Annotated in this window: 16 protein-coding genes; 14 read left to right on the forward strand and 2 right to left on the reverse strand. The window is 47.9% G+C overall.

What is annotated here, in order from left to right:
- On the forward strand, positions 1-195 hold a 195-nt coding region (locus tag ACNRUY_RS13945), incomplete at its 5' end, for an IS3 family transposase (protein WP_488112253.1).
- 75 nt (positions 196-270) lie between these two features.
- On the forward strand, positions 271-585 hold the full coding sequence (locus ACNRUY_RS13950; RefSeq protein ID WP_488112254.1) for a DUF1240 domain-containing protein: 315 nt from the start codon (positions 271-273) through the stop codon (positions 583-585).
- Here the strand turns inward: ACNRUY_RS13950 and ACNRUY_RS13955 are convergent.
- Positions 562-822, reverse strand: coding sequence for a hypothetical protein (locus ACNRUY_RS13955; RefSeq protein ID WP_488112255.1), 261 nt, complete (start codon positions 820-822; stop codon positions 562-564). The genes ACNRUY_RS13950 and ACNRUY_RS13955 overlap by 24 nt on opposite strands.
- Positions 823-1,800: 978 nt before the next feature.
- Between ACNRUY_RS13955 and ACNRUY_RS13960 the strand changes: the two genes are divergently transcribed.
- The 10 genes from ACNRUY_RS13960 (at position 1,801) to ACNRUY_RS14005 (ending at position 13,251) form a co-directional block, all read left to right on the forward strand.
- The gene (locus ACNRUY_RS13960) at positions 1,801-3,675 is read left to right on the forward strand and encodes a retron Ec67 family RNA-directed DNA polymerase/endonuclease (protein WP_488112256.1); all 1,875 of its coding nucleotides are present in this window, start codon (positions 1,801-1,803) and stop codon (positions 3,673-3,675) included.
- 88 nt (positions 3,676-3,763) lie between these two features.
- The gene (locus ACNRUY_RS13965; RefSeq protein ID WP_488112257.1) at positions 3,764-4,177 is read left to right on the forward strand and encodes a transposase; all 414 of its coding nucleotides are present in this window, start codon (positions 3,764-3,766) and stop codon (positions 4,175-4,177) included.
- A gap of 137 nt (positions 4,178-4,314) precedes the next feature.
- Positions 4,315-4,818, forward strand: coding sequence for a hypothetical protein (locus ACNRUY_RS13970; RefSeq protein ID WP_488112258.1), 504 nt, complete (start codon positions 4,315-4,317; stop codon positions 4,816-4,818).
- Between the two features lie 309 nt (positions 4,819-5,127).
- Positions 5,128-5,796 carry an AHH domain-containing protein gene (locus ACNRUY_RS13975; protein WP_488112259.1) on the forward strand — a complete coding sequence of 223 codons (669 nt, stop codon included), beginning with the start codon at positions 5,128-5,130 and terminating at the stop codon, positions 5,794-5,796.
- 1 nt (position 5,797) lies between these two features.
- Complete coding sequence (locus ACNRUY_RS13980; protein ID WP_488112260.1) at positions 5,798-6,370, forward strand: imm11 family protein; 573 nt, start codon at positions 5,798-5,800, stop codon at positions 6,368-6,370.
- A gap of 227 nt (positions 6,371-6,597) precedes the next feature.
- Positions 6,598-7,800: a restriction endonuclease gene (locus tag ACNRUY_RS13985; protein ID WP_488112261.1), complete on the forward strand. Its 1,203-nt coding sequence runs from the start codon at positions 6,598-6,600 to the stop codon at positions 7,798-7,800.
- A gap of 397 nt (positions 7,801-8,197) precedes the next feature.
- Positions 8,198-8,713 (forward strand): flavin reductase family protein, encoded by a 516-nt coding sequence (locus ACNRUY_RS13990; protein WP_488112262.1) that lies wholly within the window; start codon positions 8,198-8,200, stop codon positions 8,711-8,713.
- Positions 8,714-8,786: 73 nt separating this feature from the next.
- Entirely contained in the window at positions 8,787-10,529 is a 1,743-nt protein-coding gene (locus ACNRUY_RS13995) for an FAD-binding protein (RefSeq protein WP_488112263.1), read from the forward strand.
- The gene (locus tag ACNRUY_RS14000) at positions 10,529-11,635 is read left to right on the forward strand and encodes a 2Fe-2S iron-sulfur cluster-binding protein (RefSeq protein WP_488112264.1); all 1,107 of its coding nucleotides are present in this window, start codon (positions 10,529-10,531) and stop codon (positions 11,633-11,635) included. The genes ACNRUY_RS13995 and ACNRUY_RS14000 overlap by 1 nt, the downstream gene beginning before the upstream one ends.
- Before the next feature lie 35 nt (positions 11,636-11,670).
- Complete coding sequence (locus ACNRUY_RS14005; protein WP_488112265.1) at positions 11,671-13,251, forward strand: FadD3 family acyl-CoA ligase; 1,581 nt, start codon at positions 11,671-11,673, stop codon at positions 13,249-13,251.
- A 64-nt stretch (positions 13,252-13,315) separates the two neighbouring features.
- Here ACNRUY_RS14005 and ACNRUY_RS14010 read toward each other — a convergent pair whose 3' ends face one another.
- Entirely contained in the window at positions 13,316-14,221 is a 906-nt protein-coding gene (locus ACNRUY_RS14010; RefSeq protein ID WP_488112266.1) for a trypsin-like serine protease, read from the reverse strand.
- 148 nt (positions 14,222-14,369) lie between these two features.
- On the opposite strand from ACNRUY_RS14010, the gene ACNRUY_RS14015 reads away from it, so the two are divergent.
- Both ACNRUY_RS14015 and ACNRUY_RS14020 read left to right on the forward strand, forming a co-directional pair.
- Entirely contained in the window at positions 14,370-15,644 is a 1,275-nt protein-coding gene (locus tag ACNRUY_RS14015) for an acyl-CoA dehydrogenase family protein (protein ID WP_488112267.1), read from the forward strand.
- Complete coding sequence (locus ACNRUY_RS14020; protein WP_488112268.1) at positions 15,641-16,837, forward strand: acyl-CoA dehydrogenase family protein; 1,197 nt, start codon at positions 15,641-15,643, stop codon at positions 16,835-16,837. The genes ACNRUY_RS14015 and ACNRUY_RS14020 overlap by 4 nt, the downstream gene beginning before the upstream one ends.
- The last annotated feature ends 30 nt before the right edge of the window (positions 16,838-16,867 follow it).

The raw sequence follows: 16,867 nt of genomic DNA on the forward strand, positions 1-16,867 counted from the left end.
TGGGATAATGCGGCTATGGAATCGTTTTTTAGTCGACTCAAAGTTGAGTTGGTTTATGCGGAGCGGTTTCAAACACTTGATCAGGCCCGATCCAGTATCTTCGAGTACATCGAAATGTTCTATAACAGAACTCGACGTCACTCAGCACTGGGTTATCTTAGCCCTGCTAAGTTTGAAGAAGTAAATCCACAATAGGTGTCCACTTTTAGTGGGTAACACCACTTTAACCCCTTGGCGGATAGAGTCAAATTGCCAAGCTATCCAAACTACATGGCCATTTTTGGCATGCTGCCCCTTTCCGTGGTTGCTGTAGCAACGGCAGTCTACAGATGGATAAAAAATGAACCGACAGGTAAACCCCTGGATAGCAAAACTGGAAAGCTATTGTGTTATGGCTTTATCGTCCTTCCTATTTTATTTGCCGCAATAGGGTTTTCAGCAAGGGTCTATCTCGGGGTTCAGGTGGATCAGGCCGGGTATGTGAAGTGCGTAAAAGAATCTAGAACATCATCCAAAAGCAGCTGGAGGGTCGATGCGAAATCGCTGGATCTGTGCAAGGACTCATCCGGTATAGCCGGAGGCTAGGAGAAAAAGGGGAACCCCATTTTTCCAGGACGAAGGCCTATCTCCTGTCTCCTGAATTTCTGCCTCAAGCCAGCTTTTGATGGCGGCCAGCTCTGCTCCTTCATCGTTATAGCTCTCGCGGACCACCTTGGTGGTGTACTGGGAAAGGTTGGCAATTTCGTTGCGTTTGCTCTGCAACTGGTTCTTCGTCAGGTGAATCAGGGGGCATAGCATGCTGTTGGTTATTGGTGTTTCCATGATAATCACCTCTTCTTTGAATGTAATTTGACCAGAAATAATGGCAGAGCGGGTCACAAAAATTGTTTTTGATCGGGACACCAGGAGCGGGTGAACAGCATTTTTTGAGCAAGCACGACATCGTTCAAAATTACAGAAATTCAAAGGGAGGTGGGGTAGCAGGACTGAAAGCCCGGTAATCAGGACACGGGAAGCCCTGGTTTAGCGGATGAAACAGCGGGAGGTGGTAGAAAATTGATAAGCCAGGCATCTGGAACTGAGCAGGGGTGCTACCTAAGCGAGTTTGGCAGGGGGGTAATTCAGGCCACAGACCTTTGGAAGCACAGGAGGTAGTGACACTGGTCAGTGTAAAGTAATGTTGGACGATGGTATTATTCTCTGCTGCGCAAACTATATGACTTTAGTCGTATACATCGCAAAGCCTGATGGTTCCTGAAATGGCCGGGATGGGCGGTAGCGTACCTGCAAACAGGGAATGTGAACCCGATAGCCCTAACCTTATGACGTACTATTTGCGCTGACTGCTGATGCAACCAAAACCGTCAGTATTTCTGGTCAAATATAAAATTTTGCGAATAACTCAAGTAAGAAATATTGGCAGCACCGCCTGGCATTAATAGATTTTATTATGAATTACAGCCAGCTATATGCCCTCTGTAAAAAGGGTGATATATCTCAAGTGAGTTCATAAGAAAGGAAATCCGGTAATATCTGGCAAGTGAGGTCAATATCCAATATTACTCGGTTGAATTCTAATAGCTGTTAAGTGGCTTCAGCGGCATTTGTGCGACACATTGATTTTATTATACCATTTTAGTATCATGAACTTCGGCTTATGGGCAGATTTTTAGCTCGCGCTTCGCGAGCAGTGAAAAAATTATCCGACTGGATTGCCCTTATGTTATATATCATTATGTTATGTAAGTTATATAAGTGCGTAAGAGTGCCCATAGGCCTTTTTAAAAATTTGAACTCTAGATGTCCAAACTAAAATATTTAAGAACAATATCGACAAAACCTCAGTTTGCTCGATTATTAGGTGTAGATGCCGCTTTCTTAACTCGTTGCTTATATATAAATAAACCGGAAAATCAGTATCATCAGTTCACCATCGAAAAGAAGTCAGGGGGGGAAAGAACTATTGATGCTCCTTCTGAAGAATTGAAAAGCTTACAAAAGAAACTATCAGACCTACTACTTGATTGTATAGATGAGATTAATTTTGAAAAATTTCCAAAATCTCAGAAAGCACAGCCACAAAAAAGCCTAACCGGTACAAACGACTATGCAGCCGAAGTTTTAAAAATAAAAATACAGACATCCCTGACCAAGCAACCTTCTTTATCCCATGGCTTTACGAGGGATAGATCAATTATTACAAATGCTATGATGCACCTTAGCAAAAAAAATGTACTAAATATTGATTTAGAAAACTTCTTTGGCAGCTTCAATTTTGGTCGAGTCCGTGGTTTTTTTATCAAGAACAATAATTTCAAAATTGATCCGCACATTGCCACTGTTATAGCGAAAATTGCTTGCTATGATAACCGGCTACCTCAAGGAAGCCCGAGTTCACCAGTTATTACAAACTTGATATCTCATAGTTTGGATATCAGATTATCCGGTCTAGCAAAGAAGTATAAATGCACTTATACACGGTATGCAGATGATATAACTTTCTCCACAAGATTGTCTAAATTTCCTGAAGAGATAATGGGTTATGAGTCTGGAAATTATATTCCTAGTGAAAGACTTAACCGAGAGATAGATAGAGCTGGATTCTCAATCAACAAAAAGAAAACTAGAATACAGTACAGAGACTCAAGACAGGACGTAACTGGACTTATAGTAAATAAAAAACCAAATACAAAAAAAGAATATTGGCGCTTAGCAAGAGCTAAATGCAACGCTTTATTTAATACTGGTGAGTTTACAACCATTAAAGATGGTGAAAAAGTAAAAGGTAATCTTAACGAATTAGAAGGTCAGTTGAATTTCATTGATCAAGTTGATCATTATAATCGGTTAAGACAAAAAAAGCCTTTGCAACCAGAATATGCTACAAAGCAAATTGGTCAGGCTACAAAAATACTACTAACTGGAAGAGAGAAGACATTCAGTCAATTTATGTTCTATCGCCTATTTTGTGGAAATGAGAAGCCAACAATTTTATGTGAAGGAAAAACTGACAATATATACTTAAAGTCAGCAATTAGTGAGTTGCAAGCTGACTACGAGCAATTGGCTTCCATTGAAGATGGAAATTATAAGTTAGGAGTTCGCTTTGTGGAATATTCAAAACGAACTAGATTCCTATTAGAGTTATACGGTGGTACAGACTACTTACGGGGCTTTATAGAAACCTACGAGAAAAATATGAGAAGGTACAAAGGTATCACGCCCAAAAATCCAGTAATCATTGTTCTGGATAACGACAAAGATACCAAGGTTCACAACATATTAAAGGACAAAAAACATCTAAGTAAAATCACATTAGAACCTTCTCATTTAAAAAAACCGGATGACATTAGGAAATCCGAGTTCATACATATAACTCGTAATTTATATGTGGTTTATATCCCACTAGGCCCGAGTGGTGAAGAAACAGATATAGAGTATTTCTTTGATGATAAAACTAGGTTACTGAAGCATTTCAATGGCAAATGTTTTAATACTGTTAAGGATAGAGATACAAAAAATGACCTCAGCAAAGAGGCTTTTGCTAGTCACATAATAAAAGAACGAAAGAAATCCATTGATTTTAGTGCATTTAAACCAATTCTGAACTCAATGGTTAAAGTTATTCAGCACCACAAAACTGAATTAAAAAATAAAGGACACCCAAAAACTTGACTGACCGATCATAACGTCTATTTTCTGTTCTGAACCAGCGAAGCTTCCTTGCTTTAAACACTTTCGTCTTGTGAAAGAGCAGGCAACCATGACAACAGCCCGGAAAAACCTGATCGATCCTTCTTGCACGTCCTACTATCACTGCATGGCACGCTGTGTACGAAGAGCTTTTCTTTGTGGCAAGGATGCTTTTTCAGGTAAGAGTTATGAGCACCGGCGACAATGGGTCGCTGATCGCTTGAAAGAGCTGTCTGGTATTTTTTCTCTGGAAATCTGTGCTTATGCTGTTATGTCCAACCACTACCATGTGGTATTGCATATCAACCGGGAGCAAGCTGAAGGGTGGAGCACAGAGGAAGTCCTGAATCGTTGGGCAATGCTATTTAACGGGGCTCCACTGGTGCAACGATTTCTGGCAGGAGGCTCTCTGGATAAGTCAGAGCTACATCGAGTAGATGAGTATGCCGAAGAGTACCGCAAACGTTTGATGGATATCAGCTAGTTTATGCGCTGCGTAAATGAACACCTGGCCAGAGAGGCCAATAAGGAAGACGGATGTAAAGGCCGATTTTATAAAAACCATCCCTGGTTTTTACCCTTCGGGCCAGCTAAAGCTGTTCAAATTTTTTCCTGAAAAATTTGTGGGAAGGCCGCTACAAAAGTCAGGCACTGCTGGATGAAGCTGCGTTATTGACCTGTATGGCCTATGTGGATTTAAACCCGATTCGAGCAAAAATGGCAAAAACGCCGGAAGCTTCGAAACACACCTCTATAAAAGACAGAGCCCAGTCTTATACGCGCGGAACGAGCCAAAAACAGCCTGGCCACCTGAAGCCGTTGAAAGCTCCTGGGCAAAATCCGAATAAGGCGCTCCCCTACACCCTTGGTAGTTATTTTGAACTGGTGGATTGGGCAGGTCGGATTATTCGCAAGGAAAAACGTGGCCGTATTGACGGAGATATTCCGGCCATCCTGGATCGTTTGGGAATTGCCCCAGATGAATGGGTGAAAACCATGTGTTGGAACAATCGTTTTCGCCGCGCGGTTGGCAAACTGGCAGCCCTTAAAGCTTATGCAGAAAGTTCTGGTAAACGATGGGTTCATGGTATTTCTGTAAGTGTTTGCCTTTATCCTTGTAGATAATAATCGGGGCTAGATCAAAAAAATACGACTGCACTCCGATAACTTCATAGTATTGAAACTCTCTTGATAGATGTTTTAAGTCGATGAAATAATTTAAATCAACCACCCTTGCTCTCTCTTTTTTGATTTAAATAAAAATTCTGCTTATACCATTAACTGTTTTATATAAAATGGGTGTCCTTTTTATTTTATTCTTCTTCTTTTTTCTTTTTATTTTATATCCAATATTACTCAGTTGAGATCTAATAGCTGTTAGGCGCATGCATAATAATTAAACTAGCAATAAAAATTATCATAAAGGAAGTTAGTATGAGTGAAAAAGAAGTAATAGAGATTCAACCTCATGAGTTGCTAAAGGGACTATCTGAAGTTATTCGTCAAACACAAAATCAGGTTGGTTATTATCAAGTTTCTTCAATTTCTGAAACTCATATCGATAAATTAGTTAAGGAGACAGTAAGACGAGAAAAGAAAAGATTATCTGAACGTGAAATTCAGAGACTTGCAAATAAAATATATACTGAAATAATGACTAAAAGTGCAAAACAGGGGCTGGCTCTTTTATCAAAGTATCAGTCAGGTGCTTTACACATGAGAAAACATGATTTTCTATGTGAGCCACATAAAAGCTCTAGACTTGGAAGACACCTAAAGTATACGGGGATAAAACGTCCCCCTAATACAGCTGCACACGCGATTGTAAGTGGTATTCATGCAGAAGCAAGAGCAGCTAGAAGAATTTTAGCAAAGTGGAAAGTTCGTATTGATGATCCAGATAATGGCGTATTTTTACCGAGAGATTCAAGGTACATTCCTCACCCTGAGATGAAAAATGCAGTTAACCACGCAGAGCTGCACACCGATGAATATTATGTCAATATAACTGCAATGTTAAGGCAAGCTACTACCGAGCAAGAGTGTAGAGCGACGCTAAGACTTATAGCCCAAAGCTTACAGGATGGTACTCTGGAGTATTAACATGAAAATTTATAAAGTAGTTCCTGATACAGATTTTCGGCTTATGTTTCCTGAAGATGAAGTTTATGACTCTGATAGTTGGGAATTTAATGGTGAAGAGTTACTAGGAAAGTTGCCTAATACTTTTAATGCGTATTTTTCTAAAGATAGTGATAAAGAAACTCCTAATATTGCTTATATTGGTATGTCAACCTTTGCATTTAAGAAAGAGGTGGCTACACAACTTTCAGAACTTTTAGAAAGTTGCGGTGAACTGCTTCCATTTTATGTTGGTGATGATCTTTGGTATTGTTTAAATGTCACAAATAAATTAGACGCTATTGATGATGAACACTCTGAATATAAAATAAATAATGGTGTTATCAAAATGCACCTTACAAAATATTCATTTAAGGAAGAAGCTATTGCTAGTTCAAACTTATTTAAAATACCAAATGATAATTATACACATATCTTTTGTGCTGATATCAGAGATAGTGATGCTGATGTTTTGAATAATTTTTTCTGTGCAATTGCAGCACACGAATACACAGGTGTTAAGTTTGAAGAAGTATATGATTCTAATAAAAGGTGAACGCGCCTAGACACAATGACTCCCGCTGAGCGATAAAAACTGGCCTCCGAATAAAACGCGGGGTAGTTTTTACCAGAGCCGTATTGGGAAATGGTGCAAGGTCTTGAATCTTGCACCACATAATAAAGTGCTGCATTAAGCTAAGGCCTAACCTTCACTGAATAAAATAAATATTTTCGTAGTTTGTGAATCAGAAGAAGAGTGTTAAAAATAATGAAGGAGAAGTAGTGAGTAACAATTCCATCAGGGATTATGATAATGAAAAGCTTTCGATAAAAATCCTTCATGAGATGGACTGGAAGCGTTATGAAATTCTATGTCGAGATTATTTCCAGGCTAAAGGCTTTAAAGCCAGGTTGACGGATGTTGGTGCCGATGGTGGTGTTGATGTTCTCTTGTATCACACAAACAGCAAGGGAAAAACGATCAAGCTGTATGTGCAGTGCAAAGCCTGGTCACAAAAAAAGGTAGGTGTTCAAGCGGTCAGGGAGCTTTATGGAGTGATGGCCGCGGATTCTATCCCTGCTGGTTTTTTCATGACCACCAATGAATTTACTGAAGATGCAAAAGCTTTTGCCAAGGGGAAGAGGCTTCAGTTGATTTCAGGTAAGGAGTTACTTGACCGGATTGCTCAACTACCGGAGGAGCAGCAGAAGACGTTGGCAGAAGCGGCACTGGCCGGAGACTATAAAACACCTACCTGCCCAAACTGTGATATCAAAATGGTGATACGGACCACCACCAAAGGCAAAAATAGAAGTACAAAATTCTGGGGCTGCCAGAATTATCCGAGGTGTAAACATAAACTTTTCAAAAAGGAGCTTGGGCAGGAAAGTGCCAATACGTTCAGCTGGGACTCACTGGGTGGGCCCTCTGATAAAAGAAAAACCGAGTATGGGCAGGCCGATCAGCGCTCTACTCCCCACAAAGAGCGATCCAACAGAAAAAATGCAAAAAAAGAGCAGGCTGCCCAAAAAAAGCTGATGGTATTGGTTCTGCTTGTAATGGTGTTCTGGACAGGATATCAATTGGTCACCTCCGTCATTACCTCCATGGGCGAGTCTATGATATCCAATGCTCAGCAGGTGAGAGATCAACAACAGCAGCGATTGGAAGCCCAGAGACAACAAGCTCTCGAAAAACAGCGACAGGAAGAGTTAGCGGCTGAGTCTAAGGCTGCCAGACAAAGGGCTGAAGCGGCTCGAATTGCTGCAGAACACCGAAAGATCACGCAGGAGCGAGAACGCCAGCGACAGCTTGAGTATGAAAAGTCCGTTGCCTTTGACCGTTGGTACCGTACACCCTGGCAATGCGAAGGTCATCGAGCAAACAATAATATGGTTGAATGCGTCAACCTTCGAAAAGAAGCAAAACAAGAGTTCGAAAAACTCTGGTCTGAAGGAAAAATCCCAAAAACAGCCGTCCGATAACCCCCCTCCAAACTGGCATGGCGGCCACCGCCATGCCATCTCCTTTCCTCCCGGTTCCCTCCATTGTAACCCCCTCAAAATTGCCCGCTATCCGTCGTTTAAGTGGCCTCCAGGTGTCGAAAAAAGCCGCTTAGAGCCACCCATAACCACTAATGACTGTACGGATGTGCATTTATAACCCATTGATATTTATATAACCTGTTGAAAATAAAGACGCTGTCCTTGCCCCCTGGTCATTATGCAATATGCAGGTTAGTCCCCTTGGACGATGAAGCGGTTCAGGGGCAAACGCACAATTCATACCGATCCTATCGAACATCAGCAAATGCCTGTGGCGTAAAGAAAACCGGCTTTCGCTAATGCCGGGTTAAAAATAAAAAAGTTCCAGGAGCGGACCATGAATAATACCCAGAAGCTGAAGGAACAGATGCTGCAATCCATGCGCCGGCTGGCCAGCTCTGTCACCGTTATATCATCGAGCAGTTCTGACGGAAAGAGCGAACAGCGTCATGCCATGGCAGCCACCGCGGTCACTTCTCTCAGTGTTGAGCCTCCCTCCCTGCTGGTCTGTGTGAACCAGTCTACCGCCATGCATGCCCTGTTGGAGGAGGGGGGAGATTTCTGTGTGAATATCCTCAGTCGGGACCAGGAGGAAGTATCTGTGATGTGTGGGGGCAAGGCCCATGGGGAGGAGCGCTTCAAAACAGGTAACTGGCAGGCTACACCGGAGGGGCTTCCCTATCTGGCCGACGCTCAGTCGGTGCTCGTGTGTCAGCAGGATGGCAAATACAGCTACGGCACTCACACGATTTTTATCGGACGGATCCGGGAGATTCAGAACAGTGAAGAGGTCAATCCGTTGATTTATGTGGATGGCAAATACACGACGTCGGCTGATGCTGTAGAGGTGTGATTCTTTCTGTTAACCTCCCCGGTAACATGCCCCGATAAGTTGGCAACTCAAGAATAATAATCAGAGATTAACTATGAAGCATCCGTCCAATGATAGTCATTTTGTCCGTGATTCATTGAAGGTGTCCGGTGCCGATGAGGTTAACTGGAGTGATGAGCGGGATGTTGTGGTGGTTGGTTTTGGTGGGGCAGGCGTTGTTGCCGCTCTGGAAGCCCGTTATCAGCAGGCATCGGTGCTGGCGGTTGACCGCTTCTTCGGCGGTGGGGCTACGGCCAGAAGTGGAGGGGTCGTGTATACCGGTGGCGGGACGGAGTTCCAGAAGGAGGAGGGGTTTGAAGATACGCCGGAGGAGATGTTCCGCTATCTCAGTCAGGAAACCGGCGATGCCGTGAAAGAAGAAACACTCCGGCGATTCTGTGACCAGAGTGTGGCTAACCTGCGCTGGCTGCAAAGCCACGGTGTTGAGTTTTCCGGTAAGGTGCCGCCGGTGAAAACCTCTTACCCCACGGATCAATACTATCTCTATTATTCCGGCAATGAGGCCGTTGGCCGCTATGCAGAAAAAGCAAAACCGGCACCAAGAGGTCATCGGGTCAAGGGTCCGGGGCTGTCCGGTGCGGCTCTGTTTGCGCCCCTGAAATCCTCAGCCCTTGAGAAAGGGGTTGAGTTGCAGGTGCAAACTGAAGTGCGCCGACTGGTGTGTGATGAGTCGGGAGCGGTTCTGGGCGTGGAAGTGCGTCGGCTGGTGCCGGGCTCAGCTGCGGCCCGCAAACACAAAAGACTGGCATGGCTGGCGGCTGCCATTCATAACTATTCACCGGATACGGCTTTCAAAGTGCGTGACCGGATTCGGGCCCTTGAAGAAAAAGAGGGTAAAACCCAGTGGGTGCGTGCCCGTAAAGGGGTTGTGCTGACCGGTGGCGGGTTTATTTTCAATCGGGAAATGGTCGGGCATTACGGCCCCAAGTACCGTAAAGGCTTTTCCCTTGGCACCAGTGGCTGCGATGGCAGCGGGATTCAACTGGGCAGAGGCGTTGGGGGTGCCATAGACCGTATGGACAGGCTCAGTGCCTGGCGGTTTATTAACCCGCCCCTGGCCTGGGCAAAAGGCATTGTGGTGAACCCTCAGGGGGAGCGTTACTGCAATGAAGAGGTGTATGGGGCCAAACTGGGTTACGAAATGGTGGAACATCAGCAGGGCAAGGCCATGCTGATTCTTGATAAAGCGCTGTATAAAGAAGCCCTTGGCCAGATACTGCCCGGTAAAATCTGGTTTTTCCAGTCAGGCCCTGCCTGGATAGGCATGCTGTTCAACTGTAAAAAGGCAAAGACCATCGCGGCGCTGGCAGAAAAAATAGGTGCCCCCGTCGCTGCCCTGGAAAAAACCGTGAAGGAATACACCGAAGCCGCCAGAGGGCTGGCTGAGGATCGTCTGGGCAAGTCGAAAGACTTTCTTGCCCCCCTTGACCAGGGGCCCTGGTACGCCATTGATGTTTCCTTCGATAACCCACAGTTCCCCTGTGCAATGATCACCCTGGGGGGGCTTCGGGTGAATGAGGAAACCGGGCAGGTGCTGAATACCCAGGGGAAACCTGTACCTGGACTGTTTTCTGCCGGAAGAAATGCGGTGGGTGTCGCCTCTCATTTATACGTCAGTGGACTCTCTCTGGCGGACTGTGTTTTTTCCGGCCGACGTGCGGGCTCTTTTGTTGCTAGGGATATATCTGAACAGAGTCCGGCTGAACGGGAAGAACCCATAGCCGGGGTTGCGTCAGAGGACAAAGCAGAGCGGGAAACTGCAGTGGGAGTAGAGTGATGATGAGTAGTACTGAAATCAAAGAGGCCGCCCAAGAGGCCACTCAGGATGAGAGTGCGCCAAAGCAGCGCTATCACCCTCTGGAAGTGGCGGATGTTATTGAGGAAACCCACGACAGTAAGTCGGTAGTCTTCCACATTCCGGAAGCGGTGCAGGAGCAATTTGAATACCTGCCCGGTCAGTTTCTCACCCTGAAAGTCCCCTATGAGGGCAAACAGCTGACCCGCTGTTACTCTCTGGCCAGTTCTCCCCATGTGGACCTGGAGCATAAAGTCACCATCAAAAGAGTGGACGGTGGCCGTATTTCAAACTGGATCAATGACGATGTGAAGGCCGGGGACCGGATTGAAGTGATGCCACCCGCCGGACTGTTTCACCTGACCGGAAACACTCCTCCCGGAGATATCGTACTGTTTGGCGGTGGCTCAGGGATTACTCCGGTGTTTTCCATTCTCAAGTCGGCCCTGAAAACCACGGACCGGAAGATCAAGCTGATTTATGCCAACCGGGATGATCGCTCCGTGATTTTCCGGGATGAGCTCCGGGAGATTGCCAGGGAGTCTATTGACCGTCTGGAAGTGGTGCACATTCTTGACTCCGTTCACGGTTATCTGACCCAGCCCATGGTCCGGCAGCTGGTGGCGGGTTATGAACAGGGTGAATATTTTATCTGCGGACCGGGACCCTTCATGGATACGGTGGAATCGGCTCTGCTCTCTCTGGGAGAGCCCGGGGAGCGGATTCATACCGAACGTTTTGTTTCGCCTCCGGACTCTGACCAGGCAGAAGCCGCCGCCGAAGAAGCCAGGGCGGCGACAGAAGGGTCTGTTGCCACAGCGTTTCTGGTGGAGCTGGATGGGGAAACCCATGAAGTAGCCAGTGAGAAAGGGGATACTCTGCTGCAGTCCATGCAGAAATCAGGCCTGGACGCCCCGGCTTCCTGCGAAGAGGGAATGTGTGGTGCCTGTATGTGCTCTGTAGAGTCCGGTGAAACCCATCTGGGGCTCAACGAAGTGCTGTCTGAAGCAGAACTGGAGGAGGGCTGGACCCTGGCCTGTCAGTGTCGTCCATTGAGCAATGATGTCCGTATCAAGTTTCCGGATTGATTACCAAAAGAAGAGGCTGGAAAAAGAGGTCCGCCATGATTGATCTGCAAGCCCTGAATACTATTCCTGACCTGATGGATGCCGCGGCGGAAGCTTTTGGCGAGCGGGTGGCCGTGGAAGAGGGTGAATCCCTACTGAGCTATAAAGCCCTGAACCGGCAGCGCCTGCAAGCGGCGGCGTCCCTGGTCAGCCTGGGGGTGGAGCCCGGTGACCGTGTGGCCATCTGGGCGCCGAACATCAGCGAATGGATCGTGGCGGCCATAGCCCTGCAGACGGTTGGAGCGGCCCTGGTACCGCTGAATACCCGAATGAAAGGGGCGGAAGCCGCTTATATTCTGAAGGCCAGCGGTGCCCGTGTGCTGTTTTGCATTTCGCAGTTTCTGGATTGTGATTACCCGGCCATGCTGGAGGGGGAAGACCTTCCGGAGCTGGAAACCATTGTGACCTTTCGGGGCGAGGGAACCGCCGACAGTCTTTGTTGGGATGACTTTCTTGATCGATCCTCCGGTATATCTCAGGAAGAAGTGCGCAGGCGTCAGGCCGGGGTGGGGGCGGATACCATGTCCGACCTTCTGTTTACCTCTGGAACCACCGGTAAACCCAAGGGCGTTGTCACCTGCCATGGCCAGAATCTGAGGGTGTTTGAAGGCTGGAGCGGAGTCGCTGGTCTTCGGGAGGGGGATCGCTATCTGATCATCAATCCATTCTTTCACTCTTTCGGGTACAAGGCCGGATGGCTGGCGGCATTAATGCGGGGCTGCACGATTCTGCCACTTCAGGTGTTTGACGTACCGACCATCCTGCAGAAGGTGTCTGAGAAACAAATATCGGTTCTGCCCGGACCTCCAACCCTTTATCAGTCCATTCTGGCGCACCCGGATCTTGAGCGGTTTGACATTCGTTCTCTCCGGGTGGCGGTGACAGGAGCTGCGGCCATACCGGTTTCCATGATCCACCAGATGCGGGACCGGCTTGGCTTTGACACCATTCTTACGGCTTATGGCCTCACGGAAGTCTGTGGTGTTGCCACTATCTGCCGTGAGGGCGATGATCCTGAGTTGATTGCCAACACCTCAGGTCGTGCCATGCCGGGCATTGAGGTTCGCTGTGTGGATGAGCAGGGGCGTGAGGTGCCTGCCGGTTCTCCAGGCGAGGTGGTGATCCGGGGTTATAACTTGATGCAGGGTTACTTTAATAATCCCCGGGCGACGGAAGAGACCATTGATTCCGAAGGCTGGCTCCACACCGGTGACGTTGGTGTGATGGACGGGCAGGGCTATCTGAAAATCACCGACCGGATGAAAGATATGTTCATTACCGGTGGCTTTAATGTTTATCCGGCCGAGATTGAAAACCGGATGAGTCATCATGAGGCCATTGCCCAGGTGTCGGTGGTGGGGGTGCCGGATTCGCGGATGGGCGAAGTGGCCATGGCGTATATTATTCCCGCGTCTGGGCATTCACCCACCGAGTCGGAAATCATCGGCTGGTGTCGTCAGGAAATGGCCAATTACAAGGTACCCCGTCGTGTGGCCTTTGTTGACAGCCTGCCGGTGAATGCGTCCGGAAAAGTGCTTAAATATGAGTTGCGGAAGCAGGCGGGTGTGTTGTGTTGAACTGAGTGGGGTTTTTCTATATTTGCCGGATTTATGCCGTCGAGTGCAGAAGTCAATAACGATTTTACTGTTTTGGAGGGGGGGGAGCCGGATAGAGCATGTTAAACTCTAAACGCTCAAATGCTTGTCTTTTGTCAATTTCTGCTTGGTAGACCGAATATGCGTAAGGTGACGTCTCACAAGAAGGGGGGTATAAATAAAAAAGAAATCCTGGGTATGGGCTAAACAACTCATCTAATATAGTCCGTATGGATGCCCGTGCGCTTTTCCTGAGACTGATTCCAACGGCTTGATATTCTGTATTAAATAAAATGGCTCCAAGTGCGTTTTCCTTTTTACTAATAAAATGCTCTTTTTCCAACATTATAATAGAGTCTTTCCTGTTTTTACTGATAGCTATAAGGCTCAGGGTACTATACAAGAATGTAAAATCTGGCTTTAGCCATTCTTTGGTATGACAAATTTGAACTTTGGGTGCTTTATGAATTACGTTACATTCAATTTGAAATCTGCCATCAGGGTATCCATATAAAAACACAGCGTAGTGTTCTTCATAAGGAGCATCTTTCGGAAGTGCTATTGTGGCGAGTGGTTTATCATCAATGGGCTCCATCAGTTCTATTACAACGGCCTTTCCTTCAGGAGTGGCCTGTTTCACATAAGACCTGGCTTCGATCCCGGATTTCTGGTCGTTAAAGTCCTGCAGATTTCGATAGACCTCAATTCTCTGATAGGACTCATAGGCACATTCAGCCGCGGTCAATACTTTGTTTTCTGCGGTCAGAATGCCCGGACAATAAGGGTATTTTCTTTTCGATTGTTGATCGCCCTCCTGAAAGTGAACGATCACCAGCTGATTTTCCAATCTGGCAATGACGTCTTGATTATTATGGTTTTGAGCGTGGACTTTCCCGAACAACAGAAGTACCGGGATAGACAGCGCCATGAGGGAGCGCTTTTTCAAATTCAAGGGTTTGCCCTCTTTGGGTTTGGAAAGCGTTTCAGTTTAGCGGCTTTTCATTGGGTATGAGGTCAGCCATATCGTCCATTCGAACGATTACCCCGGGGGTATTTCAGGGGAGAGTATGCAGCCATGAGAATAATAAGAGGCGCTGGCTATGGAGTTCGCTTTTACCGATGAGCAGGAGATGATTCGGGAGTCCGCCGACAGCTTTCTACAGGACGTTTCGACATCGGAGGCGGTTCGCGCGGCGATGGCCACTGAGCAGGGTTTTGATGCCGGGCTGTGGGAGTCCATATGCCAGGAGATGTACTGGCAGGCTTTGAGTATCCCTGAGGAGTATGGCGGCCTGGGGCTGGGCTATGTGGAACTGGCCATTCTGTTTGAGGAAATGGGGCGGCGACTGCTCTGTTCTCCGTTTTTTTCCACCGTTGCCCTGGGGGTCAATGCCCTGCTGGTGGCTGGTAATGATGAACAGAAACAGAAGTGGCTCACCAGGGTCGCTGAAGGCCAGCTCACCGCCACCCTGGGGGTTCTTTCCAGCCCCCGTCATGGAGACAACCGACAATGGAACGCTGACAGTGTCCAGGCAACCGCCAGGGTGGAAGGCGAAGGGTATGTACTTTCCGGCACCTGGAAATATGTGCCCGATGGCCATACCGCCGGTTTGCTGATTCTGGCCGCACGGGAAGAAGGAAGCCTGGGGCAAGAGGGGATTCGACTGTTTGCCCTGCCCGCCCAGACTGAGGGTGTCTCTCGCCAGTGGACAGCCACTATGGATCAGACCCGCAAACAGGCAGAGATTCAGCTGGAGAATGTGTTTGTGCCAGCAGATGCCCGTCTTGGGTCGGGCCGTGGCAGCGACTGGGCTGCCCTTGAAAAGATTCTGCAACTGGCCAGCATTGCCGTGGCGGCAGAGCAGGCTGGAGGTGCCCGTCAGGTAATGGATCTGACCATTGATTACACCCGCGAGCGGGTACAGTTTGGCCGGAGCATTGCCAGCTTCCAGGCCATCAAGCACCGGGCCGCCGATATGATGCTGCAGGTGGAGTGTGCGAAATCCGCCGTCTATTACGCCGCCTGTGTGGCCGATGAAGTGCTCAAATCACTGGTGAATGGTGCAGAGAATGGTGCTCTGAATGAAGAGCCGCCAGTGGATACCATTGCCGACCAGCTGCCGGAAGCTTCATCACTGGCCAAAGCCTATTGTTCCGATGCCTTTTTTCACTGTGCGGCAGAATCCATTCAACTCCATGGTGGGGTCGGGTTTACCTGGGAATATGACCCTCACCTTTATTTCAAGCGCGCCAAGTCTTTGGAAACCTTCCTGGGAGATGCCGGCCAGCACCGGGAGAAAATCGCCCGGCAACTGCTGGACGATGTTGAGGGAACGTCTATTCAAGGCCAGTCTGTTCAGGGAGAGCCGGTATGAAAATCAGTTTCAGTCCTGAAGATGAACAGTTCCGTCAGGAGATTGCTTCCTGGCTGGAAGAAAACCTGACCGGTGAATTTGAACAACTGCGTTACCGGGGAGGGCCCGGGGATGAACATATGTTCCCGGAAGAGCGCAAACAGTGGGAACAGCATATGGCCCGGGCGGGCTGGTTGTGCGTGGGCTGGCCGGAGGAGTACGGCGGCCGCGGGTTGTCCATTAACCAGCAGGTGATTTTTAACGAAGAGTATGCTCGTGCTGGCGGCCCTGGTCATATGGGGCACATTGGGGAAGGACTGGCGGGTCCTACCCTCATTGCTTTTGGTACAGAAGAGCAGAAAAAGCGGTTCCTGCCCGGAATCGTCAAGGGTACCGAATACTGGTGCCAGGGGTATTCAGAGCCCAGTGCCGGTTCGGACCTGGCCAATGTTAAAACCAAAGCCACCTTCAATAAGGCCACGAACCAGTGGGAGATCAGTGGCCAGAAAGTCTGGACCTCCCTGGCCCACGAATCGGACTGGTGTTTTGTCATCGCCCGTACCGAGCCTGGCAGCCAGGGTCATAAAGGGTTGTCGTTTTTGCTGGTGCCTATGGATCAGCCAGGTATTGAAGTACGTCCTATTGAACAGCTGACGGGGACGTCGGAATTCAACGAGGTCTTTTTTGACGGTACAGTGACGGACGCTGACAACATTGTCGGTAAGCCTGGTGATGGCTGGAAAATCGCCATGGCGTTGCTGGGCTTTGAGCGGGGTGTTTCTACCCTGGGGCAGCAGATGCTGTTCCAGAACGAGATGGATGAGATTATCCGCATTGCCCGGGCAAACGGAGCCGCTGAAGATCCAGCGATCCGACAGCGCATTGCTGATGCCTGGATGGGGCTGCGGATCATGCGATACAACGCCCTGCGAATGTTGTCCGGGCCCCAGGACGGTTCCCTTCAGAAAGAGGCCATGATCTACAAGCTGCACTGGGCCACCTGGCACGCCAATCTGGGCAAGCTGGCCATGGATGTGCTGGGACCGGAGTCGGAGCTGGTGGCTGAAGCCCCTTACGAACTGGGGCGACTGCAATCCATGTATCTGTTTACCCGCTCTGACACCATTTACGGTGGTAGCAATGAAATTCAGCGAAACATCATTGCCGAGCGGGCTCTGGAGATGCCAAAGGAGCCCAGAGTCACCCGCCAGTAACAGGCCAGAACAGCCTCTTTTTAAACACAA

This window comes from Endozoicomonas sp. Z74 (assembly GCF_057680865.1).

What these genes read in the sequence shown, in the direction of transcription:
- ACNRUY_RS13950 (WP_488112254.1), top strand. Translation starts at nt 271, where the DNA reads ATGGCCATTTTTGGCATGCTGCCCCTTTCCGTGGTTGCTGTAGCAACG.
- ACNRUY_RS13955 (WP_488112255.1), bottom strand. Translation starts at nt 822, where the DNA reads ATGGAAACACCAATAACCAACAGCATGCTATGCCCCCTGATTCACCTG.
- ACNRUY_RS13960 (WP_488112256.1), top strand. Translation starts at nt 1,801, where the DNA reads ATGTCCAAACTAAAATATTTAAGAACAATATCGACAAAACCTCAGTTT.
- ACNRUY_RS13965 (WP_488112257.1), top strand. Translation starts at nt 3,764, where the DNA reads ATGACAACAGCCCGGAAAAACCTGATCGATCCTTCTTGCACGTCCTAC.
- ACNRUY_RS13975 (WP_488112259.1), top strand. Translation starts at nt 5,128, where the DNA reads ATGAGTGAAAAAGAAGTAATAGAGATTCAACCTCATGAGTTGCTAAAG.
- ACNRUY_RS13980 (WP_488112260.1), top strand. Translation starts at nt 5,798, where the DNA reads ATGAAAATTTATAAAGTAGTTCCTGATACAGATTTTCGGCTTATGTTT.
- ACNRUY_RS13990 (WP_488112262.1), top strand. Translation starts at nt 8,198, where the DNA reads ATGAATAATACCCAGAAGCTGAAGGAACAGATGCTGCAATCCATGCGC.
- ACNRUY_RS13995 (WP_488112263.1), top strand. Translation starts at nt 8,787, where the DNA reads ATGAAGCATCCGTCCAATGATAGTCATTTTGTCCGTGATTCATTGAAG.
- ACNRUY_RS14000 (WP_488112264.1), top strand. Translation starts at nt 10,529, where the DNA reads ATGATGAGTAGTACTGAAATCAAAGAGGCCGCCCAAGAGGCCACTCAG.
- ACNRUY_RS14005 (WP_488112265.1), top strand. Translation starts at nt 11,671, where the DNA reads ATGATTGATCTGCAAGCCCTGAATACTATTCCTGACCTGATGGATGCC.
- ACNRUY_RS14015 (WP_488112267.1), top strand. Translation starts at nt 14,370, where the DNA reads ATGGAGTTCGCTTTTACCGATGAGCAGGAGATGATTCGGGAGTCCGCC.
- ACNRUY_RS14020 (WP_488112268.1), top strand. Translation starts at nt 15,641, where the DNA reads ATGAAAATCAGTTTCAGTCCTGAAGATGAACAGTTCCGTCAGGAGATT.